Origin of the sequence: Lysobacter arseniciresistens ZS79, assembly GCF_000768335.1 — a bacterium.
GTDB classification, from domain to species: Bacteria; Pseudomonadota; Gammaproteobacteria; order Xanthomonadales; family Xanthomonadaceae; genus Novilysobacter; species Novilysobacter arseniciresistens.
In genome coordinates, this window is sequence record NZ_AVPT01000011.1 from 1 (window position 1) to 25,629 (window position 25,629).

At 69.8% G+C, this 25,629-nt stretch carries 22 protein-coding genes; 16 read left to right on the forward strand and 6 right to left on the reverse strand.

Features of this window, described 5'->3' with window-relative positions; genetic code table 11:
* The first annotated feature begins 97 nt into the window (after positions 1-97).
* From N799_RS07370 to lpxC, 11 genes are all read left to right on the forward strand, one after another.
* The gene (locus N799_RS07370; RefSeq protein ID WP_036210190.1) at positions 98-1,585 is read left to right on the forward strand and encodes a UDP-N-acetylmuramoyl-L-alanyl-D-glutamate--2,6-diaminopimelate ligase; all 1,488 of its coding nucleotides are present in this window, start codon (positions 98-100) and stop codon (positions 1,583-1,585) included.
* Positions 1,582-2,973, forward strand: a complete 1,392-nt coding sequence (locus N799_RS07375; protein WP_052101343.1) for a UDP-N-acetylmuramoyl-tripeptide--D-alanyl-D-alanine ligase — start codon at positions 1,582-1,584, stop codon at positions 2,971-2,973. Before N799_RS07370 ends, N799_RS07375 begins: the two co-directional genes overlap by 4 nt.
* Positions 2,963-4,048, forward strand: a complete 1,086-nt coding sequence (gene mraY / locus N799_RS07380) for a phospho-N-acetylmuramoyl-pentapeptide-transferase (RefSeq protein WP_036210193.1) — start codon at positions 2,963-2,965, stop codon at positions 4,046-4,048. Before N799_RS07375 ends, mraY begins: the two co-directional genes overlap by 11 nt.
* Positions 4,048-5,385 (forward strand): putative lipid II flippase FtsW, encoded by a 1,338-nt coding sequence (gene ftsW / locus N799_RS07385; protein ID WP_036210196.1) that lies wholly within the window; start codon positions 4,048-4,050, stop codon positions 5,383-5,385. The genes mraY and ftsW overlap by 1 nt, the downstream gene beginning before the upstream one ends.
* The gene (gene murG, locus N799_RS07390; protein ID WP_052101344.1) at positions 5,382-6,488 is read left to right on the forward strand and encodes an undecaprenyldiphospho-muramoylpentapeptide beta-N-acetylglucosaminyltransferase; all 1,107 of its coding nucleotides are present in this window, start codon (positions 5,382-5,384) and stop codon (positions 6,486-6,488) included. Before ftsW ends, murG begins: the two co-directional genes overlap by 4 nt.
* Complete coding sequence (gene murC / locus N799_RS07395; RefSeq protein ID WP_036210201.1) at positions 6,485-7,951, forward strand: UDP-N-acetylmuramate--L-alanine ligase; 1,467 nt, start codon at positions 6,485-6,487, stop codon at positions 7,949-7,951. Before murG ends, murC begins: the two co-directional genes overlap by 4 nt.
* Positions 7,948-8,937, forward strand: a complete 990-nt coding sequence (locus N799_RS07400) for a D-alanine--D-alanine ligase (protein ID WP_036210204.1) — start codon at positions 7,948-7,950, stop codon at positions 8,935-8,937. Before murC ends, N799_RS07400 begins: the two co-directional genes overlap by 4 nt.
* A complete protein-coding gene (locus N799_RS07405; protein WP_036210207.1) occupies positions 8,934-9,668 on the forward strand; it encodes a cell division protein FtsQ/DivIB in 735 nt (244 codons plus the stop codon). Before N799_RS07400 ends, N799_RS07405 begins: the two co-directional genes overlap by 4 nt.
* Positions 9,665-10,900 (forward strand): cell division protein FtsA, encoded by a 1,236-nt coding sequence (ftsA, locus tag N799_RS07410; protein ID WP_036210209.1) that lies wholly within the window; start codon positions 9,665-9,667, stop codon positions 10,898-10,900. Before N799_RS07405 ends, ftsA begins: the two co-directional genes overlap by 4 nt.
* Before the next feature lie 122 nt (positions 10,901-11,022).
* Positions 11,023-12,237 carry a cell division protein FtsZ gene (gene ftsZ / locus N799_RS07415; protein WP_036210212.1) on the forward strand — a complete coding sequence of 405 codons (1,215 nt, stop codon included), beginning with the start codon at positions 11,023-11,025 and terminating at the stop codon, positions 12,235-12,237.
* A 305-nt stretch (positions 12,238-12,542) separates the two neighbouring features.
* Positions 12,543-13,454: a UDP-3-O-acyl-N-acetylglucosamine deacetylase gene (lpxC, locus tag N799_RS07420; RefSeq protein ID WP_036210215.1), complete on the forward strand. Its 912-nt coding sequence runs from the start codon at positions 12,543-12,545 to the stop codon at positions 13,452-13,454.
* 223 nt (positions 13,455-13,677) lie between these two features.
* Here the strand turns inward: lpxC and N799_RS07425 are convergent, their stop codons facing one another.
* On the reverse strand, positions 13,678-14,124 hold the full coding sequence (locus tag N799_RS07425; RefSeq protein WP_036210218.1) for a DciA family protein: 447 nt from the start codon (positions 14,122-14,124) through the stop codon (positions 13,678-13,680).
* 7 nt (positions 14,125-14,131) lie between these two features.
* Here N799_RS07425 and N799_RS07430 point away from each other — a divergent pair, with 7 nt between their 5' ends.
* From N799_RS07430 to N799_RS07440, 3 genes are all read left to right on the forward strand, one after another.
* Entirely contained in the window at positions 14,132-15,040 is a 909-nt protein-coding gene (locus N799_RS07430) for a M23 family metallopeptidase (protein ID WP_036210221.1), read from the forward strand.
* Between the two features lie 185 nt (positions 15,041-15,225).
* Positions 15,226-17,970, forward strand: coding sequence for a preprotein translocase subunit SecA (gene secA / locus N799_RS07435; RefSeq protein WP_036210224.1), 2,745 nt, complete (start codon positions 15,226-15,228; stop codon positions 17,968-17,970).
* Between the two features lie 48 nt (positions 17,971-18,018).
* On the forward strand, positions 18,019-19,017 hold the full coding sequence (locus N799_RS07440) for a Nudix family hydrolase (protein ID WP_081974799.1): 999 nt from the start codon (positions 18,019-18,021) through the stop codon (positions 19,015-19,017).
* A 224-nt stretch (positions 19,018-19,241) separates the two neighbouring features.
* On the opposite strand, the gene coaE is transcribed toward N799_RS07440, so the two are convergent.
* The 5 genes from coaE to N799_RS07465 form a co-directional block, all read right to left on the reverse strand.
* Positions 19,242-19,871, reverse strand: coding sequence for a dephospho-CoA kinase (coaE, locus tag N799_RS07445; RefSeq protein WP_036210227.1), 630 nt, complete (start codon positions 19,869-19,871; stop codon positions 19,242-19,244).
* 236 nt (positions 19,872-20,107) lie between these two features.
* A complete protein-coding gene (locus N799_RS07450) occupies positions 20,108-20,971 on the reverse strand; it encodes a prepilin peptidase (protein ID WP_036210230.1) in 864 nt (287 codons plus the stop codon).
* 9 nt (positions 20,972-20,980) lie between these two features.
* Positions 20,981-22,240 (reverse strand): type II secretion system F family protein, encoded by a 1,260-nt coding sequence (locus N799_RS07455; protein WP_036210233.1) that lies wholly within the window; start codon positions 22,238-22,240, stop codon positions 20,981-20,983.
* A gap of 190 nt (positions 22,241-22,430) precedes the next feature.
* The gene (pilB, locus tag N799_RS07460; RefSeq protein ID WP_036210235.1) at positions 22,431-24,161 is read right to left on the reverse strand and encodes a type IV-A pilus assembly ATPase PilB; all 1,731 of its coding nucleotides are present in this window, start codon (positions 24,159-24,161) and stop codon (positions 22,431-22,433) included.
* Between the two features lie 108 nt (positions 24,162-24,269).
* Positions 24,270-24,686, reverse strand: a complete 417-nt coding sequence (locus N799_RS07465) for a pilin (protein WP_036210238.1) — start codon at positions 24,684-24,686, stop codon at positions 24,270-24,272.
* Positions 24,687-25,046: 360 nt separating this feature from the next.
* Between N799_RS07465 and N799_RS07470 the strand changes: the two genes are divergently transcribed.
* Entirely contained in the window at positions 25,047-25,328 is a 282-nt protein-coding gene (locus N799_RS07470) for a CopG family ribbon-helix-helix protein (protein WP_036210241.1), read from the forward strand.
* Complete coding sequence (locus tag N799_RS07475) at positions 25,316-25,606, forward strand: type II toxin-antitoxin system RelE/ParE family toxin (RefSeq protein WP_036210244.1); 291 nt, start codon at positions 25,316-25,318, stop codon at positions 25,604-25,606. The genes N799_RS07470 and N799_RS07475 overlap by 13 nt, the downstream gene beginning before the upstream one ends.
* Positions 25,607-25,629: the final 23 nt, after the last annotated feature.

Sequence of the window (25,629 nt, forward strand, 5' to 3'; positions counted from 1 at the left end):
CGCCGGTGCTGCCGGCCGCGGCCACCGCCGCCGCCGCCGCCGCGTCGGCGACCCTGCCGGCGGCGCTGCCCGAGCCGGTCACCGTCGGGGGTGCGCGATGAATCGCCGCATGCCGCTGGCCGAACTGCTGCCGGACGTCGCCGGCATCCCGGCCGACCTGGTCATCACCGGGCTGGTGCAGGACAGCCGCGCGCTGAAGCCGGGCGACGCCTTCGTCGCGATCGGCGGCTTCGGTACCCACGGGCTGAAGTTCGTCGAGCAGGCGCGTGCCGCCGGCGCGGTGGCGATCCTGTTCGAGCCGCCCGACAGCGAGGACATCCCGGCGCCGGCCGACGCGATCGCGGTGCCGCGCCTGCGCGCGCGCCTGGGCGAGCTGGCCGACCGCTTCCACGGCCGCGTCAGCGCCGGCATGCGGGTGGTCGGCGTCACCGGCACCAACGGCAAGACCTCGACCGTGCAGCTGATCGGCGAAGCGTGGCGGCTGCAGGGCGTCACCGGCGCGACCATCGGCACGCTCGGCGCCGGGCTGGCCGGCCAGGTCGTACCGACCGGCTTCACTACGCCACTGGTGCTGCAATTGCACGACCTGATCGACGCGCTGCACGGGCAGGGCGCCGACGCGCTGGCGATGGAAGTCAGCTCGCACGCGCTCGACCAGGGCCGCGTCGATGGCGTGCATTTCGACGTCGCGGTGTTCACCAACCTCAGCCGCGACCACCTCGATTACCACGGCGACATGGCCGGCTACGGTGCGGCCAAGGCGCGGCTGTTCGCGTGGCCGGGGCTGCAGGCGGCGGTGATCAACCTCGACGACGCCCACGGCCGCGCACTGCACGCCGCGCTGCCGGAGGGCGTGCGCGCGATCGGCGTCAGCTCGCGCGGCGCCGCCGGCGCGGTGCTGGTGGCCGAGTCGCTGCGCTTCGACAACGGCGGCATCGGCTTCGAACTGGTCGCCGGCGACGAACGCCACCCCGTCACCTCGCCGCTGCTGGGGCGCTTCAACGTCGACAACCTGCTGGCCGTGGCCGGTGCGCTGCACGCGCTCGGCGGGACGGCGGGCGACATCGCCGCGCTGCTGTCGCAACTGCAGCCGGTGCATGGCCGGATGAACCGCCTCGGCGGCGACACCGACAGCCGCGGGCGCCGTCGGCCGCTGGTGGTCGTCGACTACGCCCACACCCCCGACGCGCTGGAGCAGGCGCTGGTGTCGCTGCGCGCGCACGCCGCGGCGCAGCTGATCTGCGTGTTCGGCTGCGGCGGCGAGCGTGACCGCGGCAAGCGTCCGCAGATGGCCTCGATCGCGCAGACCCATGCCGACGTGGTCATCGTCACCGACGACAACCCGCGCGGCGAGGACGGCGACGCGATCGTGGCCGAGATCGTCGCCGGCTTCATCGACGCGAGCGAAGTGACGGTGGAGCGCGACCGCGGCGCCGCGATCCGCCGCGCGATCGGCATCGCCGGCCCGGACGACATCGTCCTCGTCGCCGGCAAGGGCCACGAGCCCTACCAGGAGATCAACGGCGTGCGCCATCCGTTCGACGACACCGGGGTCGCCCGCGCGGCACTGGAGGCACGCCCGTGAGGCCGCTGCAGCTGTCCGACCTCGCCCGCATGACCGGAGGCCGCCTGCATGGCGGGGACCGCCAGGTCGACGCGCTCACCACCGACACCCGCACCCTGCCGGCGACCGGCGCGCTGCTGTTCGTCGCGCTGAAGGGCGACAACTTCGACGGCCACGACCACGTTGATGCCGCGGCGGCCGGCGGAGTCGCCGCGCTGCTGGTGTCGCGGCCGGTGGAAACCGCGCTGCCGCGGGTGCAGGTGGCCGATACCCAGCGCGCGCTGGCCGACCTCGCCCGCGCGCTGCAGCGCACGCGCGCGACCCGCATCGCCGCGATCACCGGCAGCAACGGCAAGACCAGCGTCAAGACCCTGCTGCTGTCGATCCTGCAGGCGACCGACGATGCCGTGTACGGCAACCCCGGCAACCGCAACAACGAGATCGGCCTGCCGCTGGCGGTGATCGACGCACCCGACGACGCGCGGTTCGCCGTGTACGAGATGGGCGCCGGCCAGCCCGGCGACATCGCCTACCTCGCCGCCATCGCGCGGCCGGACGTGGCGCTGGTCAACAACGTCGCGCCGGCGCACCTGGAGCGCATGGGCAGCCTGCTCGGCGTGGCCGACACCAAGGCCGCGATCTACGAGGCGCTGCCGCCGCAGGGCGTGGCGGTGATCAACGCCGACGACGCGTTCGCTCCGTACTTCGCCGAGCGCGCGCACGGCCGGCGGCTGGTCCGGTTCGGGCTGGAGGCCAGCAGCGACGTCACCGCGCGCGACATCGCCGCGACCGCGACCGGTTCGCGCTTCGTGCTGGCGACGCCGGCCGGCGAGGCCACGGTCGAGCTCGCCATGCCCGGCCGCCACAACGTACGCAACGCGCTGGCCGCGGCGTCGATGGCGCTTGGCCTGGGGGTCGGCATCGAGGCGATCGGCCGCGGCCTGAACGCCGCGCGGGGCGTCGCCGGGCGGCTGGCCACGCACACGCTGCGCAACGGCGCGGTGCTGGTCGACGACAGTTACAACGCCAACCCCGGCTCGCTGGCCGCCGCCATCGACACCCTGGCCGAGGCGCCGGGGGAGGGCTGGCTGGTGCTCGGCGACATGCGCGAGCTGGGTGCCGACGCCGAGGCCATGCACGCCGAGGCCGGCCGCCGGGCGAAGGCCGCCGGCATCGCCCGGCTGTTCGCGCTCGGCCCGCTCAGCGCCGCCGCCGCGGAAGCGTTCGGCGACGGCGGCGAGGTATTCGACAGCCACGCCGCGGTGGTCGACGCGCTGCGCGCGCGGCTGGGGGCGGACGTCCGGGTGCTGGTGAAGGGTTCGCGCGGCAGCGCGATGGACAGGGTGGTCGCGGCGCTGCTGGCCGGCGACGCGGGCACGGACACGAAAGGGGGCAACGATGCTGCTTGAGCTGGCGCGCTGGCTGGAACAACTGCAGAGCAGCTTCGCGCTGTTCGGCTACCTCACCTTCCGCGGCATCCTCAGCGCGTTGACCGCACTGGCGCTGTCGCTGTGGTGGGGCCCGGCGGTGATCCGCAAGCTGGCCAGCTACAAGGGCGGCCAGCCGATCCGCACCGACGGCCCGCAGAGTCACTTCTCCAAGGCCGGCACGCCGACCATGGGCGGCGCGCTGATCCTGTTCACCGTGCTCGCCTCGGTGCTGTTGTGGGGCGACCTGCGCAACAAGTACGTGTGGCTGGTGCTGGCGGTGATGGTCGCGTTCGGCGCGATCGGCTGGTGGGACGACTGGATCAAGATCGTCCGCCGCGACCCCAACGGCATGAAGTCGCGCACCAAGTACGCGCTGCAGTCGCTGTTCGGGCTGGCCGCCGGCGTGTTCCTGTACATGAGCGCCGAGGTGCCGGCCGAGACCACGTTCTACATCCCGTTCTTCAAGGCGGTGGCGCTGCCGCTGGTGGCCTTCAGCTTCGTCGCGATCGCCTACTTCTGGATCGTCGGCTTCTCCAACGCGGTCAACCTGACCGACGGCCTCGACGGCCTGGCGATCATGCCGACCGTGCTGGTGGCCTGCGCGCTGGGCGTGTTCGCCTACGCATCGGGCAACGCGGTGTTCTCCGAGTACCTGCAGATCCCGCAGGTGCCGGGTGCCGGCGAGCTGGTGATCATCTGCGCGGCGATCGCCGGTGCCGGCCTCGGCTTCCTGTGGTTCAACACCTACCCGGCGATGGTGTTCATGGGCGACATCGGCGCGCTGGCGCTGGGCGCGGTGCTCGGCACGATGGCGGTGATCGTCCGGCAGGAGCTGGTGCTGGTGATCATGGGCGGCATCTTCGTGATCGAGACGCTGTCGGTGATGATCCAGGTGGCGTCGTTCAAGCTCACCGGCAAGCGCGTGTTCCGGATGGCGCCGATCCACCACCACTTCGAGCTCAAGGGCTGGCCGGAGCCGCGCGTGATCGTGCGCTTCTGGATCATCTCGGTGGTGCTGGTGCTGGTCGGCCTGGCGACATTGAAGGTGCGCTGATGACCGAATCCGCGCGCCAGGCCACCCGTCTCGACGCGATCAGCGGTCACTACGACCGCTGGCTGCTCGGCGTCGTGTGCGCGCTGGCGTGCCTGGGCGTGGTGATGGTCGGCTCCAGTTCGATCTCGATCGCGCTGGACTACGGCGTCGGGCCGTTCCACTACCTGGTCCGCCACGTCGCCTTCCTCGCGGTCGGCGTCGGCCTGGCCGCGTGGCTGATGCGCACCGAGCTCAAGACCGTCGAGCATTACAACCACTGGCTACTGCTGGCCTGCGTGGCGCTGCTGCTGGCGGTGTTCATCCCGGGACTCGGCACCGAGGTCAACGGCGCGCGGCGCTGGATCAACCTCGGGGTGTCGAGCTTCCAGGCGGTCGAGGCGGTCAAGCTGCTCTACATCATCTGGCTGGCCAGCTACCTCAAGCGCTACAGCGAGGAGGTCACCGCCACCTGGAAGGCGATGCTCAAGCCGCTTGGCGTGGCCCTGCTGCTGGTGGTGCTGCTGGTGCTGCAGCCGGACTTCGGTTCGCTGTCGCTGATCCTGGCGATCACCGGCGGCATGCTGGTGCTCGGCGGAGTCAACATGCCGCGGATGTTCGGGCCGGTGCTGGTCGGGCTGCCGCTGCTGGCGGTGGTCGCGATCGCCGAACCCTACCGCGTGCGCCGGCTGACCTCGTTCCTCGACCCGTGGGCGGACCCGTTCAACTCCGGCTACCAGCTGACCAACGCGCTGATGGCGGTCGGCCGCGGCGAGTGGTTCGGGGTCGGCCTCGGCGGCTCGGTGCAGAAGCTGTCCTACCTGCCGGAGGCGCATACCGACTTCATCCTCGCCGTGATCGCGGAGGAGCTCGGCTTCGTCGGCGTCTGCACCGTGATCGCGCTGTACGCGGTGCTGGTCGGGCGGGCGCTGTGGATCGGCCTGAAGTGCGTCGAGATGCGCCGCCACTTCGCCGGCTACTGCGCATTCGGCATCGCGCTGTGGATCGGCCTGCAGAGCTTCGTCTCGATCGGGGTCAACCTCGGCCTGCTGCCGACCAAGGGCCTGACGCTGCCGCTGATCTCCTCGGGCGGTTCCAGCGTGCTGATGACCTGTGCCGCGCTCGGCGTGCTGCTGCGGGTGTCGTACGAACTCGACCGCGCGCAGCGGCAGGTCGCGCGCCTGCGTGGCGAGGCGATGCAGCCGTCGGCCGGCGTGCCGGCGACCGCGCAGCCGCTGCCGGCGGTCGCGCGCGGTGGCAACGCCGCCAAGCCCGCGGCCACCGCGCCGGTGACCGCCGCGCGCGGCACCAGTCGCCTGCGCCAGCGCATCGAGCCCGTGATCGGGAGGACCGGCGCATGAACCGTCCGGTCACCATCCTCGCCGGCGGCACCGGCGGCCACATCTTCCCGGGGCTTGCGGTCGCGCGCGAGCTGCTCGACCGCGGCGTGCCGGTCACCTGGCTCGGTGCCGACGGCGCCATGGAAACCCGGCTGGTCCCGCCGCACGGGATCGAACTCGACACCATCGCGGTGCGGGGCCTGCGCGGCAAGGGCGTGACGACCCTGCTCGGCGCGCCGTTCAAGGTCGCCGGTGCGGTACGCGCGGCGCGTGCGGTGCTGCAGGCGCGCCGGCCGTCGGCGGTGGTCAGCTTCGGCGGCTACGCGGCCGGTCCGGGCGGGCTGGCCGCGCGGCTGGCCGGCATCCCGCTGGTGGTGCACGAGCAGAACCGCGCCGCCGGCATGACCAACCGGGTACTGGCACGCCTCGCCGACGCGGTGCTGACCGGCTTCCCCGGCACGTTCCCGGGCGAGCAGGCGGTCGGCAACCCGGTCCGCGCCGAGATCGCCGCGGTCGCGTCGCCCGAGCACCGCTTCGCCGGCCGGACCGGCGCGCTGCGGGTCCTCGTGCTCGGCGGCAGCCAGGGCGCGCGCGCGCTCAACACCGCGGTGCCGCTGGCGCTGGCCGGGCTACGCGGTCGCGTCGAGGCCTTCGAGGTCCGCCACCAGTGCGGCGAGAAGCAGGCCGACGACGCCCGCCGCGCCTACGCCGACGCCGGCGTCGAGGCATCGGTCGAACCGTTCATCGCCGACATGGCCGCCGCCTACGGCTGGGCCGACGTGGTGGTTTGCCGCGCCGGCGCGCTGACCCTGGCCGAACTGTGCGCGGTCGGCGTCGGCAGCGTGCTCGTGCCGTTCCCGCAGGCGGTCGACGACCACCAGACCCGCAACGCCGAGTTCCTCGTCGAGCGCGGCGCCGCCCACCTGCTGCCGCAGGGTGGCGACCCGGCCGACCTCGGCCGCCGCCTCTCGGCGATGCTGGAGATCCTCGCCCACCGGGCCGAGCTGCTGCAGCTGGCACAGGCCGCACGCGCACTGGCCCGGCCCGACGCCGCCGCGCGCGTGGCCGACATCGTGATCGCCCACGCCCGTCCCCCCCATTCCAACCCGGAGCAGGCTGCATGAGCAGTACCGTTCGCCGCCGCCTGCAACACGGTGGCGACCTCGCCAAGGCGTTCCCCCGCGTGCACTTCATCGGTGTCGGCGGCACCGGCATGAGCGGCATCGCCGAGGTGATGTGCACGCTCGGCTACCAGGTGTCCGGCTCGGACAAGGCCGACAACGCCGTCACCCGCCGGCTGGCGAAGCTCGGCATCACCGTCCACCGCGAACACGCCGCCGCGAATGTCCTTGGCACCGACTGCGTGGTGGTGTCCAGCGCGATCAAGCCCGACAACCCGGAGCTGCTGGAGGCGCGCGCGCAACGGATTCCGATCGTCCCGCGCGCGGAGATGCTCGCCGAGCTGATGCGTTTCCGACGCGGTATCGCGGTCGCCGGCACCCATGGCAAGACCACCACCACCTCGCTCACCGCCAGCGTGCTGGCCGAGGGCGGGATCGACCCGACCTTCGTGATCGGCGGCCAGCTGCTCGCCGCCGGCGCCAACGCGCGCCTCGGCGGCGGCGACTGGCTGGTGGCCGAGGCCGACGAGAGCGACGGCAGCTTCCTGCGCCTCAACCCGCAGATCGCGATCGTCACCAACATCGACGCCGACCACCTCGAGAACTACGAGGGCGACTTCGCCAAGGTGCAGGCGGCGTTCCTGGAGTTCATGCACCGGCTGCCGTTCTACGGGCTGGCGGTGCTGTGCATCGACGATCCGGAAGTGGCCGCGCTGGCCGAGCGCACGCCGCGCCACGTGATGACCTACGGCTTCTCCGGGGCGGCCGACGTGCGCGCCGAGGACGTGGTCCAGCAGGGTGCGCGGATGCGCTTCGTGCTGTGCCTGCCCGACGGCGCGCGCTGCCCGGTGACGCTGGCGATGCCGGGCCGCCACAACGTGCAGAACGCACTGGCGGCGGCGTCGGTGGCGTGGCAACTGGGCGTCGAATCGACCGCGATCGCGCGCGCGCTTGAAGGCTTCGCCGGTGTCGGCCGCCGTTTCAACCTGCTGTCGCAGACGCCGCTCGCGCCGAAGGAAGGGCGCGCTGGCGGGCTGGTCACGGTGGTCGACGACTACGGCCACCACCCGAAGGAGCTGGAGGCGGTGTTCGCCGCCGCGCGTGGCGGCTGGCCCGACCGGCGGCTGGTGGTCGCGTTCCAGCCGCATCGCTACAGCCGCACGCGCGACCTGTTCGACGACTTCGCCGCGGTGCTGTCGAGCGCCGACATGGTGGTGCTGACCGAGGTCTACGCCGCCGGCGAGGCGCCGGTCGCAGGTGCCGACGCGCGTGCGCTGGCCCGCGCCATCCGCACCCGTGGGCGGGTCGAACCGGTCGTGGTCGGCAGCGCCCGCGAACTGCCGTCCGTGCTGGGCGACGTACTCGAGGATGGCGACCTGCTGCTGATGATGGGCGCCGGCGACATCGGCCAGGCCGCGCAGTACATCGCCACGCATGGCTTCACCGCCGATGGGGAGGCCGCATGAGCGCCACGTTCGCCGCGCCGCGCTTCACCGACCCGGCCGTGTTCGGCCGCGTCGCCGTGCTGATGGGCGGCACCAGCTCCGAGCGCGAGGTCTCGCTCGACTCCGGCCGCAACGTGCTGGAGGCGCTGCAGTCGCGCGGCGTCGACGCGTTCGCGGTCGATGGGATCCCGGCGCTGGTCGATGCGATCCGCGCCGGCACGGTCGACCGCGTGTTCAACATCCTCCACGGCAACAAGGGCGGTGGCGAGGACGGCGTGCTGCAGGGCCTGTGCGAGGCGCTGGGCGTGCCGGTCACCGGCTCCGGCGTGCTCGGCTCGTCGCTGAGCATGGACAAGATCCGCACCAAGCAGGTGTGGCTGTCGCTCGGCCTGCCGACGCCGCGCTACGTCCGCCTCGCCAAGGGCGCGGACGTGCACGACGCCGCGCGCGGGATCGGTCTGCCGCTGATCATCAAGCCGTCCTGCGAGGGCTCCAGCGTCGGCGTCTCGCGCGTGCACGACGAAGCCGGCCTCGACGAGGCGGTCGCACTGGCCGCGCGCTACCCCGGCGAGATGCTGATGGAGCAACTGGTGGTTGGCGACGAGCTGACCGTCGCGGTCCTCGCCGACGGCGCCGGCCACCGCGCGCTGCCGTCGATCCGGATCGTGCCGAAGGGCGAGTGGTACGACTACAACGCCAAGTACGTCGCCGAGGACACCCAGTACCTCTGCCCGGGCCTGGACGGCGCGGCCGAGGACGAGATCCGCCGGATCGCGCTGGCCGCGTTCGAGGCCGCCGGCTGCAGCGGCTGGGGCCGGGTCGACGTGATGCGCGACCGCGCGACGGGCGACTTCTTCCTGCTGGAGGTCAACACCGCGCCGGGCATGACCAGCCACTCGCTGGTGCCCAAGGCCGCGCGCGAGGTCGGGATCGGCTTCGAGGAACTGTGCTGGCGCGTGCTGGAGGCCGGCATGGACCGCCCGGGCGATGGAGGTGCGCGGGCGTGAGCGTGCTGCTGCGGCTGCTCGGCTGGACCCTCGCGGTGGCGCTGATCGCGCTGCCGGTGGTCGCCGTGCTCAACGGCTGGGTCGGGCAGGACCGCTGGCCGCTGACGACGCTGCGCGCGACGGGCCAGTTCGACCGGGTCGACGAGGCGCGGCTGCGCGAGGCGCTGCTGCCGTACGCGCGGCAGGGCTTCTTCGCGGTCGATCTCGATGCCGCCCGGGCCGCGGTTGCGCAGCTGCCGTGGGTCGAGCGCGCCGAGGTCCGCAAGCGCTGGCCCGACGTGCTGGAGGTGCAGGTGGTCGAGCACGTGCCGTTCGCGCGCTGGGGTGAGGACCGGTTGCTGTCCGACCACGGCCGGCTGTTCCCGGCCGGCGATGTCGAGGTGCCGGCGGGCTTGCCGCAACTGGCCGGCCCGGACGGCCGCGTGCGCGACGTGGTCGAGTTCTACAACCAGTCGCGGCTGCTGCTGGCGCCGCTGGGACTGGACATCCGCTCGGTCCTGCTGGACCCGCGCGGCAGCTGGAGCATGCAGCTCGACAGCGGCGCGCAGGTGGTGGTGGGCCGAAGCGAGGCGCGCGCGCGGATCGCCCGGTTCTCGCGGCTGATGCCGCAACTGCTGGCGCAGCAGGCGCAGCGGCTGGTGCGCGCCGACCTCCGTTACACCAATGGTTTCGCCTTGAGCTGGGCGCCCGTCCCGAAGGCACCACCGACAGGCATGCAGGGAAATACATGAACCGCAAGGGCGACAAATCGTTGATCGTGGGCCTCGACATCGGCACCTCCAAAGTGGTGGCGCTGGTGGGCGAATACTCGCCGGGCAACCCGATCGAGGTGATCGGCATCGGCAGCCACGAGTCGCGCGGCCTGCGCCGCGGCGTGGTGGTCGACATCGAGTCGACCGTGCAGTCGATCCAGCGCGCGATCGAGGAAGCCGAGCTGATGGCCGGCTGCGAAATCCGCTCTGTCTACGCGTCGATTTCCGGCAGCCACATCCAGTGCCGCAACTCGCAGGGCATCGCGCCGATCCGCGACGGCGAGGTCTCGTTCGCTGACCTCGACCGCGTGCTGGAGGCGGCCAAGGCGGTGGCGATCCCGGCCGACCAGAAGATCCTGCACGCGATCCCGCGCGACTACGTGCTCGACGACTCGCAGGAAGGCATCCGCAACCCGGTCGGCATGACCGGCGTGCGGCTGGAGGTGCATGCGCACCTCGTGGTCTGCGCGCAGTCGGCCGCGGCCAACGTCAGCAAGTGCGTGCAGCGCTGCGGGCTGCAGGTGGACGACCTGATCCTCGGCGTGCTGGCCTCGGCCAACGCGGTGCTGACCAGCGACGAGCGCGAGCTGGGCGTGGTGCTGGTCGACATCGGCGCCGGCACCACCGACATCGCGGTGTTCGTCGGCGGGGCGATCGCGCATTCGGCCAGCCTCGGCATCGCCGGCGACAAGGTCACCGAGGACATCGCCCACATGCTGCGCACGCCCACCCCCGAGGCCGAGCAGATCAAGGTCCGCTACGCCTGCGCACTGGCGCAGATGGCGACCGCCGAGGAGTCGATCCAGGTGCCGAGCGTCGGTGACCGCCCGCCGCGGCGGATGCCGCGCGCCTCGCTCGCGCAGGCGGTGCAGGCGCGCTACGAGGAGATCTTCGAGATGGTCCAGGCCGAGCTGCGCCGCAGCGGTTTCGAGCAGCACGTACGCGCTGGCATGGTCCTGACCGGCGGCGCCGCGAAGATGGAAGGCGTGGTCGAGCTGGCCGAGGAGATGCTGCAGATGCCCGTGCGCGTCGGCATCCCGCAGCACGTGACCGGCCTGGGCGAAGTGGTCGGCAACCCGGTGCACGCCACCGGCGTCGGCCTGCTGCTGATGGGCAGCCAGATCGAGAACCCGCGCCGCCCGGTGATCAGCACCGGCCGCGCCGGGAACCTGCTCGGCAGGTTCAAGAACTGGTTCCGGGGGGAGTTCTGATGATCCCGGGCAACCACGCGGGGCGTCGACGATGTCCCGGCGACGACAGGGGTGGCAACGCGGCACGCAATACAGAAGCACCGGCAGCGACAACACATAACTAGACAGACGAGGACACGGACATGGCGCACTTTGAACTGGTAGAGAACATGGCCCCGAACGCGACCATCAAGGTGGTCGGCGTCGGCGGTGGCGGCGGCAACGCGGTCGCCCACATGGTCAGCAACAACGTGGATGGCGTGGAGTTCATCACCGCCAACACCGATTCGCAGGCGATCAAGAACTGCGGCGCCAAGCTGCAGTTGCAGCTCGGCAGCAACGTGACGAAGGGCCTGGGCGCGGGCGCGAACCCCGAGGTCGGCCGGCAGGCGGCGCTGGAGGACCGCGAACGCCTGATGGACGCGATGCAGGGCGCCGACATGGTGTTCATCACCGCCGGCATGGGCGGCGGCACCGGCACCGGCGCGGCGCCGGTGGTGGCGCAACTGGCCAAGGAGATGGGCATCCTGACCGTCGCCGTGGTCACCAAGCCGTTCCCGTTCGAGGGCCGCCGCCGCATGCAGGTCGCGCTGAAGGGCATCGAGGAGCTGAGCCACCACTGCGACTCGCTGATCACGATCCCGAACGAGAAGCTCATCACCGTGCTCGGTCGCAACGCGACCATGATCCAGGCCTTCCGCGCGGCCAACGACGTGCTGCTTGGCGCCGTGCAGGGCATCGCCGACCTGATCGTCCGCCCGGGCCTGATCAACGTCGACTTCGCCGACGTGCGCACCGTCATGTCCGAGATGGGCCTGGCAATGATGGGCAGCGGTTCGGCCCGCGGCGACGACCGCGCCCAGGCCGCGGCCGAGGCGGCGGTGCAGAACCCGCTGCTGGACGACGTCAACCTGTCCGGCGCCAACGGCATCCTGGTCAACATCACCGCCGGCCCGGACTTCACCATGGCCGAGTTCGACGAGGTCGGCCGTACCATCGAGGCGTTTGCTTCGGAAGATGCGACCGTGGTGCTGGGCACCGTGCTCGACCCGGACATGCAGGACGAGGTCAAGGTCACCGTGGTCGCCACCGGCCTCAACCGCGCCGTCGCCCGCCAGGGCCGGCCGAACGAGCAGGCCAGCCGCGCGCCCATCCAGCTGGTGCGCAACGCCACCACCGGCCAGCCGGAGTTCCCGATCGACGACGCCGTCGCCCCGGCCGCGGCCCCCAGTTTCACCAGCGGCCTGCGCAACAGCGGCCGGCAGGAAGCGGCGGCGGCCCCGGCTCCGGCCGCGGCCGACTTCGGCAGCGACAGCTACCTGGACATCCCGGCGTTCCTGCGCCGCCAGGCCGACTGACCCGCACGCCGTGTCCGTTTGACGGCATGCCGGCCCGGCGTGCCGCTTCCGCCCCGGGTCCCGGCCCGGGGCGGTTTGGGCCGGTCGCCCCGCTTCGACGGCAGGGCGGCCGGTCACTTTGCCGCGGCGCCACCTGTGACGACGCACCGGGTTTCACACCCGTTTTCCGTTCAGATTCAGCTGCCTGCGTGTTAATCTTGCGCGGTTTTCCGGATTGGTAATATTCCGGACATCTCCGCCTGACCGAGCCGTCCAGCGCGTCCGGCCGCGGCGTGCCCCCAGGCCACAGGAACTCCGCACCGCCCATGCTGCGCCAGCGCACCCTCAAGAACGTCATCCGCGCCACCGGCGTGGGCCTGCACAGCGGCGAAAAAGTGTTCCTCACCCTGCGCCCGGCGCCGGTGGACACCGGTATCGTGTTCCGCCGGGTCGACCTGGACCCCGTGCTCGAGCTGCCCGCCCGCGCCGACCTGGTCACAGAGACCGTGCTGTGCACCGGCCTCAGCCGCGACGGCGACAAGGTCATGACGGTCGAGCACCTGCTGTCGGCGCTGGCCGGGCTGGGCATCGACAACTGCTACATCGAGCTGTCCGCGGCCGAGGTGCCGATCATGGACGGCTCGGCCGGCCCGTTCGTGTTCCTGCTGCAGTCCGCCGGCGTCGCCGAGCAGGACGCGCCCAAGAAGTTCATCCGCATCACCCGCCCGGTCGAGGTGCGCGACGGCGACAAGGTCGCACGCTTCGAGCCCTACGACGGCTTCCGGCTCGGCTTCACCGTCGTGTTCAACCACCCGGCGATCCCGGCCGCGCAGTCGCGCGCGGAGGTCGAGTTCTCGACCGTCAACTACATCAAGGAAGTCAGTCGCGCCCGCACCTTCGGCTTCATGCGCGACCTGGAGTACATGCGCGAGCGCAACCTCGGTCTCGGCGGCTCGATGGACAACGCGATCGTGCTCGACGAGTTCCGCGTCCTCAACGAGGACGGCCTGCGTTACGCCGACGAGTTCGTTCGCCACAAGATCCTCGATGCGGTGGGCGACCTCTACCTCGCCGGCCACGCCATCCTCGGCGCCTACGAGGGCTACAAGTCCGGCCACGCGCTCAACAACCAGCTGGTGCGGGCGCTGATGGCCGAGCAGTCGGCGTGGGAAATCGCCACCTTCACCGACGAGCGTAGCCCGGTGCCGGCGTCGTACCAGCCCGTCGCGGCCCTCTGAGCCGCCTCACGGCAGCCCTGCGGGCCCACCGGCGGCCCGTATCCCCCGCTTGGTGCCCCCCGTCACGGATGTGAACACCCCGTGACGTGTTAACGCTGTTTTTGCGAAACTGTTCCGATTTTTTAACAAAATCGGCCATCGGCGGGCTTAGCATGCCCCGTCGGTGATCACTTGCTCTTCACGGCAGGAAGCGTGCCAAAGGGTCCGCAGCTGCCACAAGCGGTCACTCGGCGTCGCCGGCCCCGGGCTTTTCGGGGCGCAGCGACGCCAGCGCGGCCTGCAGGGCTTCCCTTGCGGCCGGCGACATGGTCACGGTGTTCCGCGGTGCTGCAGGGGGCGGTGCCACGGGAGCGAGGCTCGTCCTGATGACGAACTCCACCGCGTCCAACCCGAGGGACCGGGCGGCATCGAGCAGTTCCGGAGCGAGCAGGCGCAGTTTCGCCCGCCACACCGGGGCATCGACCACAAACACGAGCCTGCCGCGCTCGTAGTTCGCAAGCCGCGCATGCGCGGCGAGCGGGGGCGGCAGGAAGGGGCGTAACCGACGGTCCAGCCCGTCAAGCCAGAGGGCTCGACGGATCGGGTCGCCAGCGGGCTCCGCCAGCAGCGCATCAAGCGCGGCGACGGGGGCCGAGGGACGGCGCGGTGGGTTGGGTCGGGAATCAGACATCGGACATATGACCTATAACGACATCGTAAACAAATCGCGTGGCCTGCTGGCCTCGATGACCGGGCAGTTCGTCCGGTCCGTGGCCCGCCGGCCCGGCCCGGCCGCGGCGCTGCTGCTCGGCGGCGGCCTGATGATCGGCGCCGGTGGCGGCATCGCCGGCAACCTCGCCCTGCGGGCCGAGGTGGAGCAGCAGCAGGTCCGCATCGAATCGATCCAGGACGAGGCCCAGCGGGAGGTCAACGCGCTCGCCGCACGGCTTGGCGAGCTGCAGGCCGAGGCCAACCGGCTCAATGCCCTGGGCGAGCGGCTGACCCGCATCGGCCAGCTGCAGGACGGCGAGTTCGACTTCGACCGCCCGGTCGCGATCGGTGGCGACGGCGCCGTGGAGGACATGCCCAAGGCCGAGCTCGACACCGGCATGGCCCAGCTCGACGCGCAGTTCAAGGCGTCCGGCGAGCAGCTCTCGGTGCTGGAGTCGCTGCTGTTCAACCGCCAGCTCGAGATGAACTCGGTGCCGTCGCGCGAGCCGATCAACAGCTACATCACCTCCAACTTCGGTGGTCGCGCCGACCCGATCCGCGGTGGTCGCCAGTTCCACAAGGGCATCGACTTCGAGGCCGACGTGGGCGACCCGGTCAAGGCCGTCGCCGATGGCGTGGTGAGCTTCGCCGGCACCCGCTCGGGCTACGGCCACACCGTCGAGATCGACCACGGCAACGGCTACGTGACCCGCTACGCGCACAACTCGCGGCTGACCCAGAAGGTCGGCGCACTGGTCCGGGCCGGGCAGGAGATCGCCAAGGCCGGCTCCAGCGGCCGCTCGACCGGTGCCCACGTGCACTTCGAGGTCTGGCAGGACGGCCGGGTGGTCAACCCCAAGCAGTTCCTGCAGCAACGCTCGCCGCTGCGCGGCTGAGCCACGACGGCACGAAAGGCCCGCGGCGACGCGGGCCTTTTCCGTTCCGGCGCCCCGCCAGCCCCTTGATACGCGCCTCCGGCCCCCCCACGCTAGAATGAACGTTTCGCCACGACGGGGCGCCTCGCGCCCCGTTGCCGTTTCAGCGGCATTCCCGGCGATGAAATTCTGACTTCGGACAACCCATGCTCAACAACCTGCTTACCCGCGTCTTCGGCAGCCGCAACGACCGCCTGCTGCGCCAGCTGCAACGCTCGGTCTCCCGGATCAACGCGCTCGAGCCGGACCTCCAGAAGCTCAGCGACGCCGAGTTGCAGGCGAAGACGCCGGAGTTCCAGCAGCGCCTGAAGGACGGCGAGTCGATCGACAAGTTGTTGCCGGAGGCGTTCGCGGTCTGCCGCGAGGCCAGCCGCCGGGTGCTGGGCATGCGCCACTACGACGTCCAGCTGATCGGCGGCATGGTGCTGCACCTGGGCAAGATCGCCGAGATGCGCACCGGCGAGGGCAAGACCCTGGTCGCGACCCTTCCGGTCTACCTCAACGCGTTGACCGGCGACGGCGTCCACGTCGTCACCGTCAACGATTACCTGGCCCGGCGCGACTCGGCCTGGATGGGCAAGCTCTACAACTGGCTGGGCCTGTCGGTCGGCGTGGTCTACCCGGGCATGCCGCACGGCGACAAGGCCGCGGCCTACAACGCCGACATCACCTACGGCACCAACAACGAGTTCGGCTTCGACTACCTGCGCGACAACATGGCGCTGTCGAAGGGCGACCGCTTCCAGCGCGGCCTGAACTACGCGATCGTCGACGAGGTCGACTCGATCCTGATCGACGAGGCGCGCACCCCGCTGATCATCTCCGGCCCGGCCGACGAGTCGCCGGAGCTGTATATCAAGGTCAACCGGATCGTGCCGAAGCTGTCGCGGCAGGAGGTCGAGGACGGCATCGGCGACTACTGGGTCGACGAGAAGGGCAAGCAGGTGCACCTGTCCGAGGCCGGCCAGGAGCACGCCGAGGCGCTGCTGCGCGAAGCCGGCATCCTCAATGCCGACGACGAGGAGGACGGCCTCTACAGCCCGCAGAACCTCAGCGTCGTGCACCACCTCAACGCCGCCATGCGCGCCCACGCGATCTACCAGCGCGACGTCGACTACATCGTCCGCGACGGCGAGGTGGTGATCGTCGACGAGTTCACCGGCCGCACCCTGGCCGGGCGTCGCTGGTCCGACGGCCTGCACCAGGCGGTCGAGGCGAAGGAGGGCGTGCCGGTCCAGCGCGAGAACCAGACGCTGGCGAGCATCACCTTCCAGAACCTGTTCCGCATGTACAACAAGCTGTCGGGCATGACCGGCACCGCGGACACCGAGGCCTACGAGTTCCAGAGCATCTACGGGCTGGAGGTCATCGTCATCCCGACCAACAAGCCGGTGCAGCGCAAGGACCACCCGGACGCGGTGTTCCTCAACCGCGCCGGCAAGTACCGCGCGGTGCTGGCCGAGATCAAGGAAGCCAACGCCAACGGCCAGCCGGTGCTGGTCGGCACCACCTCGATCGAGGTGTCGGAGATGCTCAGCAACCAGCTGCGCGAGGCCGGCATCCACCACGAGGTGCTCAACGCCAAGCAGCACGAGCGCGAGGCGGTCATCGTCGCCCAGGCCGGCCGCCCGGGCGCAATCACCATCGCCACCAACATGGCCGGCCGCGGCACCGACATCGTGCTCGGCGGCTCCTGGGAGAACGAGGTCGAGCAGCTGGAGGCCGAGACCGGCGCGCCGGTCGACGACGCCACCCGCGAGCGCCTGAAGGCGGAATGGCGCGAGCGCCACGAGGCGGTCAAGGCGTCCGGCGGCCTGCACATCGTCGGCACCGAGCGCCATGAGTCCCGCCGTATCGACAACCAGCTGCGCGGCCGCGCCGGTCGCCAGGGCGACCCGGGCTCCTCGCGCTTCTACCTGTCGCTGGAAGACAACCTGATGCGCATCTTCGCCGCCGACTGGGTGCAGAAGGTGATGGCGCGGATGGGCCTGAAGGAAGACGACATCATCGAGTCGCCGCTGGTGTCCAAGCAGATCGCCAACGCGCAGCGCAAGGTCGAGGCCCACAACTTCGACATCCGCAAGAACCTGCTGGAGTTCGACGACGTCAACAACGACCAGCGCAAGGTGATCTATGGCCAGCGCGACGAGCTGCTGGACGCCGACGACGTCAGGGACAACATCGACGGCATCCGTGCCGACGTGGTGGCCGATGCGGTCGCCCGCTTCGTGCCGCCGGGCTCGGTCGACGAGCAGTGGGACCTGCCGGGGCTGGAGGCCGCGCTGCTGGAGGAGTTCAACCTGCAGCTCGACCTGCAGGGGCTGGTGGCCGGCCGCTCGGAGATCGACGACGAGGGCATCGCCGAACACGTCGAGGCCGAGGTGGCCCGCCACGTCGAGGCGCGCGAGCAGCAGCTCGGCGCCGAGACCATGCGGATGCTCGAGAAGCACATCATGCTCAACGTGCTCGACCAGAACTGGAAGGAGCACCTGGCGCGGATGGACTACCTGCGGCAGGGCATCCACCTGCGCGGCTACGCCCAGAAGCAGCCCAAGCAGGAGTACAAGAAGGAGGCCTTCGAGCTGTTCAGCGACATGCTGGAGAAGGTCAAGCGCGAGGTCGTGACCCTGCTGGCGCGCGTGCGCATCCGCAGCGAGGAGGAGATCGCCGCGCTGGAGGCGCAGGAGCGCGCCCAGGCCGAGGCGCGTGCCCGGCAGATGCAGTTCCAGCACGCCGACGCCGGTGGCCTCGCTGCCGACGAGGAAGCGCAGCAGGCGCAGGCGGCCGGGCAGGGCGGGGCCAACCAGGCCTTCGCCAACGTCGGTCGCAACGATCCGTGCCCCTGCGGCAGCGGCAAGAAGTACAAGCACTGCCATGGGCAGCTGGCCTGACAGGACTGTCCATGGCCGGCCGGTGCCGGTCGCCGGGCGTGGTCGTTGATGCCTGACGACCCTGCGCCATCGGCGGTGGTCGATGCGGCGGCCGGGACAGCGCCCGCGCCGGCACCGATCGAGGTCGTCGCCGGCGTCATCCACGACGCGCGCGGCCGGATACTGCTGACCCGACGCACCGCCGGTCGCGACCTGGCGGGGCTGTGGGAGTTCCCCGGTGGCAAGCGCGAGCCCGGCGAGTCGGCCGAGGCCGCGCTGGTGCGCGAGCTGCACGAGGAACTCGGCATCGAGGCCGAGGTCGGCGAGCCCGTCATCACCGTTCCCCAGACCTATCCGCACAAGCGCCTGCGACTCGACGTGCGACACCTGCGCGACTGGCGCGGCACCGCCCGCGGACGCGAGGGGCAGGCGCTGGCCTGGGTCCCGCCGCACAAGCTCGCCAGCTACGCGATGCCGCCGGCGGACCGCCCGGTGGTGGCCGCGCTCGGCGATCCATCGGACTACCTGGTCACGCCCGCGCCGGTCGATGGGCCGCGGTGGCTGGAAACGCTGGAACGGGCGTTGGCCGGCGGCGTCCGGCGGGTCCAGTTGCGTGGCGCGGATGCCGGCAGCGCGTACTGGCCGCGGCTGGTGGAGCAGGCGGTGCAGCTGTGCCGCAAGGCCGGCGCGGAGGTGCTGGTCAACGGCGACGTCGGGCTTGCCCGTCGACTCGGCATCGGCCTGCATCTGCCGGCCGCAGCCCTGCGCGAAGCGGGGGGTGCGCGTCCCGTATCGGCCGACGTGCCGCTGGCCGCCTCCTGCCACGACCTCGACGAGTTGAAGGCCGCCGAGGCGCTCGGCTGCGATTTCGCCGTGGTCGGCAATCTCCGCGAAACACCCAGCCACCCGGGCCGCGCCGGCATCGGCTGGGCCGGCTTCGCACGGCTGCGCGAGCACGTCGCCATCCCGCTCTACGCGATCGGTGGACTGGTCCCGGCCGACCTGGCCGAAGCCCGCATGCACGGTGCACAAGGCATTGCCGCGATCCGGGGGCTGTGGCCGTCGTAGTCTTCTGGCTGCGCCCCGCCGGCGTCCTCATGCAACGCACTCCCGCACCACGAGCGGTAGGAGCGACGTAAGTCGCGACCCACTGGCGATCGTCCATGCGACGTTCAACGCGCACGCCAATCAGGCGACCGCGCAAACACGGACCGCGCGTGGCGTGGCAGAACCGCAACGACGCGTTGAACGTCAACCACCGAATGGTCAGCGGGTCGCGACTTACGTCGCTCCTACATCGCGGCCCCCGCCATTCCGGCTGCCAGCGCCCGGTACAACCCGTCCAGTGCCGCGACATGGGCGTCCAGAGCGTCCAGCGGGCCATCGTTGACGATCACGTCGTCGGCGATCGCCAGCCGCTGCTCCCGGCTCGCCTGCACCGCGATCATCGACTCGGCCAGCGCGGCGTTGACCTGGTCGCGGCGCATTACGCGCTCGCGCTGCACCTCGACCGGCACATCGACCACCAGCACCCGGTCCAGCCACGGGTATGCCGCGCGGCCACCGCCCTCGGCCAGCAGCGGGATCGCCGCGAACGCGTAGGCGCCGGCGGCGGACTCGCACTGATCCCGCAGCATCCGCCGGACCCGCGGATGGATGATCGCCTCCAGCTGCAGTCGGGCCGCGTGGTCGGCGAAGACATGCCGGCGCATCGCCGCCCGGTCCAGCGAGCCGTCGGCGGCCAACACGTCGCGTCCGAACGCGGCCACCACTTCCGCCAGCCCCTCGGACCCGACCGCGACCGCCTCGCGCGCCGCCACGTCGGCGTCCGCCACGGCAACGCCCAGCGCCTCGAAACGCCGCGTGACCTCGCTCTTGCCCGACGCGACCCCGCCGGTTACGCCGATGATGAACTCGCTCATGCGGCGCAGGATGCCATGAGTCGGCCCGGCGCCCGCGGACTCCGCGTCCTGTAGGAGCGACGTAAGTCGCGACCCACTGGCCTCACGCCAGTGCTGTGTGGAACGCGAATGTGCCGATCGAGCGACCGGAGCCGCGCGTTGATCGAAGGGAAAATGTCCGGTCCGTGGGTCGCGACTTACGTCGCTCCTACAAACCCCGAGCGCCCGACCCGTTCCTGCGCCGTGCGGAGTGCGCCTCAGCCCAGCCCCGCGTAGCGCATGTACCCGTCCACCATCGCGTCGCCCCAGAAGAAGGCGATCCAGCCGGCGACGGCCAGGTACGGGCCGAACGGGATCGGCGTGGCGCGGTCGCGGCCCTTGGCGGCCAGCCAGATCGACCCGAGGATCGCGCCGACCAGCGACGACAGCAGGATGGTCGGCAGGATCCCGTTGAGCCCGGTCCAGGCACCGATGGCCGCCAGCAGCTTGAAGTCGCCGTGGCCCATGCCTTCCTTGCCGGTGAGCTGCTTGAACACCCACCACACCACCCACAGGCTCAGGTAGCCCACCACCGCGCCGATCAGTGCCGGCTTGGCCGGCATGTACAGGTTGTCGACCGCCGCGATCAGGCCCAGCCACATCAAGGGCAGGGTCAGCTGGTCGGGCAGCAGCTGGGTGCGCAGGTCGATGCCGGACAGCGCGATCAGGAACCCGGTGAACACCATCGCCCCGAAGCCCTGCCAGCCGAAGCCGAAGCGCCACACGCAGGCGACCATCAGCACCATCGTCAGCAGTTCGACCAACGGGTACTGCGCCGAGATCGGTGCCTTGCAGTTGCGGCACTTGCCGCGCAGCGCCAGCCAGCTGAACACCGGGATGTTCTCGTACCACGACAGCTGGTGCTTGCAGTGCGGGCAATGCGAGCGCTCAACCACGATGCCGGGGGGCGGCGGGTCGTAGGTGTCGGGCTCCTCGAGGACCTCGTGGGCGTCGCGCTTCCACTGCCATTCCAGCCGCCGCGGCAGGCGCAGGATGACGACGTTGAGGAAGCTGCCGAGCAGCAGGCCGAAACCGGCTGCCAGCGGGAAGCCGATCTCGGGGTTGTGGTCGAGGAATGCCATCGGAGGAGCTTAGCCGACCACCGCACCGAGCTTGAAGATCGGCAGATACATGGCGATGACCATGCCGCCGACGATCACGCCGAGGAACACCATGATCAGCGGTTCCAGCAGGCTCGACAGCGCGTCGACCGCATTGTTGACCTCCTGCTCGTAGAACTCGGCGACCTTGAACAGCATGGTGTCCAGCGCACCGGCTTCTTCACCAATGGCGGTCATCTGAACCACCATGTGCGGGAACATGTTGGTCTGCTTCATCGCCATGTTGACGGGATAGCCAACGGCGACGTCGTCGCGGACACGATGGACAGCCTTTTCGTAGACGGTGTTACCGGTGGCGCCGGCGACGGTATCCAGCGCCTCGACGAGGGGGACGCCGGCCTTGAAGGTCACCGCCAGCGTTCGGGAGAACCGCGCGATCGATGAGTTGTGCATGATCTGGCCGATCACCGGAAGCTTCAGCACCATGCGATCAACAAAGTGTTGGAACGCCGTCGAACGCTTGAATGCCATGATGATTACAACGGCGGCGCCCGCGAGGGTCAGGGCGATCAGCCACCACCAGGCCACCATGAAGTCGCTCAGCGCGATTACCAACTTGGTGAAGGCAGGTAGATCGGCACCGAAGCTTGAGAAAACATCCTCAAAGGTTGGGACTACGAAAATCAACAAGATGGCACTGACGAGCAAAGCCACCGCCATCACCATGGCAGGATAAAACATCGCCTTCTTGATCTTACCTTTGAGCGCTTCGAGATTCTCCTTGTAGGTGGCGACCGTATCCAAAACCGTTTCCAGCACGCCTGCGGTTTCACCGGCCCTTACCAGATTGCGGTAAAGCTCGTCGAACTGGACCGGATGCTTGCTGATGGCTTCGCTCAGCGAAGAACCGCTCTCCACATCGGTGCGGATGCTGTTGACCATCTTCTGCATCCGAATGTTCTTGTTGCCGCTCGAGATGATCTCCAGCGCGCCAACAATCGGGACGCCAGCCTTCATCATCGTGGCAATCTGGCGGCTGAAGATGGCGATGTCGAGTGGTGTGATGGGCTTGCCAGCACTCCCGAACAGCGGCTTCGGCTTGGGCTTCACCACCTTCGGCGTGATGCCCTGCCGGCGCAGCTCGGCGCGCAGGAAGTTGGCGTTCTTCGCCACCTGCTCGCCCTTCATCACGACACCGCGCTTGTCGGTGCCCTCCCAGACATACATCGACAGGGCCTCGGCGCGACGCACGGGGGTGCTCGGCTTGGCGGCGGATCGGGTCGCGGACATGGTTGGCCCCCAGTAACGCTTGGCAGTTGCAGCAATGCGATGCGCCGCAGCGCATCCTCCCCATTCAGTTCACGGCTCCCCGCCGCGACCGGTCGGCACCTCCGGCGTCCGGCCGGGTATGCCGTTTGCCAGCATATCCTGACCTTCCGCGTCGGGATAGCAACCGCGGTCACAAGTGCAGCGAGGTGCGTTAGTCCTTGGTCACCCGGTTGATCTCGGCCAGGCTGGTGATGCCGTTGCGCACCTTCATCAACGCCGACTGCCGCAGGTCACGGATCCCCGCCGCCTGCGCTGCGTCCGCGATCTGCATCGCGTTGCCACCGGCGAGCACGATCTCCTGGATCTCGTCGCTCATCGGCATCACCTGGTAGATGCCGGTGCGGCCCTTGTAGCCTTCGGTACAGTCCGGGCAGCCGACCGGCTCGTAGATCCTGAAGTTCGGGCTGGATATCTCCTCGGCGGTGAAGCCCTCGGCCAGCAGGGCGTGCTCGGGCAGGTGCACTTCCTTCTTGCAGTCGTGCAGGCGCCGCGCCAGGCGCTGGGCCACCACCAGGGTCACCGACGAGGTGATGTTGAACGGCGCCACGCCCATGTTCATGAGGCGCGCGATGGTCTGCGGCGCGTCGTTGGTGTGCAGGGTGGACAGCACCATGTGGCCGGTCTGGGCGGCCTTGATGCCGATCTCGGCGGTCTCGAGGTCGCGGATCTCGCCGACCATGATCACGTCCGGGTCCTGGCGCAGGAAGCTGCGCAGCGCGGCGGCGAAGGTCATGCCGCGCTTGGTGTTCATCTGCACCTGGTTGATGCCGGGCACGCGGATTTCGACCGGGTCCTCGACGGTGGAGATGTTGCGGGTCTCGTCGTTGAGGATATTGAGCGCGGTATACAGCGAGACGGTTTTACCGGAGCCGGTCGGGCCGGTGACCAGCACCATCCCGTAGGGCTTGGCGATTGCGGCGAGGTACAGGTCGCGCTGGTCGTCCTCGTAGCCGAGCTTGTCGATGCCGAGCTTGGCCGCGCTGCTGTCGAGGATACGGAGCACGATCTTCTCGCCGAACAGCGTCGGCAGGGTGCTCACGCGGAAGTCGATCTGCTTGGTCTTGCTGAGGTTGAGCTTGATGCGGCCATCCTGCGGTACGCGTTTCTCGGCGATGTCCAGCTGCGCCATCACCTTCAGGCGCGCGGCGATGCGCTGCTGCAGCTTCACCGGAACCTTGGCCGCCTGCTTGAGCAGGCCGTCGATGCGCAGGCGCACCCGGTACTCGGTCTCGTAGGGCTCGAAATGGATATCCGAGGCGCCGCGGCGGATCGCGTCGACCAGCACCTTGTTGATGAACTTGACGACCGGGGTGTCGTCGGTCTTGGCATCGACGCCGGCATCGCCGCCGGCCACGTCGTCGTCGCTGCCGACCTCCAGCGTATCCAGTCCCTCGTCGTCCCCGCCCATGGCGTCGCTGAGCGCATCGGCCGACTCCAGCCAGCGGTCGATATGGCGGCGGATGCTGTCCTCGTCGACGAGGATCGCTTCGACCGTCAGGTTGGTCTGGAACTTGATCTCGTCCAGCGCCTGGGTGTTGGTGGGCTCGGAGATGCCGACGAACAGCCGATTGCCGCGCTTGAACAGCGGCAGGACGCAGTGCTTGCGGAGCAGTTCCTCGTTGACCAGCTTGACCGGAGTTTGTGCCGGGTCGATTGCCGACGGATCCAGCAGCGGCACGCCGAACTCGATCGAGTTGGCGGCGGCCACCTGGGGCGGCGCCACCAGCCGGTTGTCGAGCAGATAGTTGGTCAGCGGCTTGCGCTCGGCCGTCGCTGCCGCCATGGCCTGCCGCGCCGCCGCCTCGTCGAGGGCGCCGTCCATGACGAGCCGGCGGGCGATGCCCGTGATACCTACCAGATTGACACTAGCAACAGTGCTCATATCGGTCACATGTCGACTCCACGTACACAGTAACGTGCCAAGGAGACAAGAGGCCAAACAAAAAAACCCCGGCCAATTCGACCGGGGTCTCTAGCGTATCCACTTAAATTAGATGCAAGCCTTCGGCTTCACTTCCGCCGGGGCCGAGGTGGCGCAAGCGAAGGCGCCCGTGGCCGGGGTGAAGGTCAGCGTTACGGTCGCGCCAGCGACCTTATTGTTTACGCCCGTCGCCGCCATCGTCGCGGTGATGACGCACGGAGAGGCGGCATTGGTGGCAACGGTGGCCACGTACTTGCCACTGGTGACGGAGTTCGGCGGCACGACACACGAGACCGTGGGGTCGTTGTTCTGCGCGAATGCTTCGGCGACCGGAGTCTTGAGGCCGCTGGCCAGCGTGAAGGCTTCGGAAAGCTGAGCGCGCGCGGTGTAGTCGTTGTAGGCCGGAATCGCAATCGCGGCCAGGATGGCGATGATCGCGACGACGATCATCAGTTCGATCAGGGTAAAGCCTTGCTGCTTCTTCATGTTGTTTCCCCTAGGAGTGGTGGTACTTCACGTGCCGTCCGAACCGGCGTTCCGGTCCTCGGGCTGCCGTGCTCAGTGGCACGTGCCAATTAGACTACGCACCAAGCGTGCCAACTTCGATTCTTGAGCGTTCATGTCGCGTTCTGGAGATGCGGTCACGGTTGCCATGCGGCGCCGTCTACCAGGGTGACGCAAAAGGTCCAATTGGCTGCGGTGGCTGTGACGCGAATGGTCACGTTGGTGGATACGGCGGGGTGCTGATGGTGTTCTGCCGGTTTTCCGGCAGCATCGGGCGAAGCGGGTTCCTCCGGGTCTTGGTGGTGTAAAGTTGTACCAGGTAACACCTTTGAACCTCGTCCCATGGCCATTGCAACCACCAGCCTGAAGATCGACCCCGAGTTGAAGCAGCGGGTACAACGCCTGGCGCAGGCGCGTCATCGTTCCGCGCATTGGCTGATGCGTGAGGCCGTGGCGCAGTACGTCGAGCGGGAGGAGAAGCGCGAAGCGTTCCGGCAGGCCGGCCTTGCCGCGTGGGCGGCCTATCAGGAGACGGGTTTTCACGTCACGGCGGGGGAGGCGGATGCCTGGATGGCGGCGCTGGAGGCAGGCACGGATGCGGATGCCCCGGAATGCCACGGCTGATCTGGACGCCGGAGGCGCTGCAGGACCTGTCCCGGCTGCATGGCTTCCTGCTGGCGAAGAAAGAGGATGTCGCGCGGCGCGCGATCCGCGCGATCCGGAGTGGCGTCGCGGTGCTGGAGCGGCACCCCGCCGCTGGCAGGCCCGCCGCCGATCTGGAGCCGGAGTTCCGCGAGTGGCTGGTCGAGTCCGGTGCGGGCGGCTATGTGGTGCTGTATCGCTTCGATGGGGCCGATGCGGTCATTCTGGCGGTACGACACGCCCGGGAAGCCGGTTATTGAGTCCGGTGGTGATGGCTGCTTGT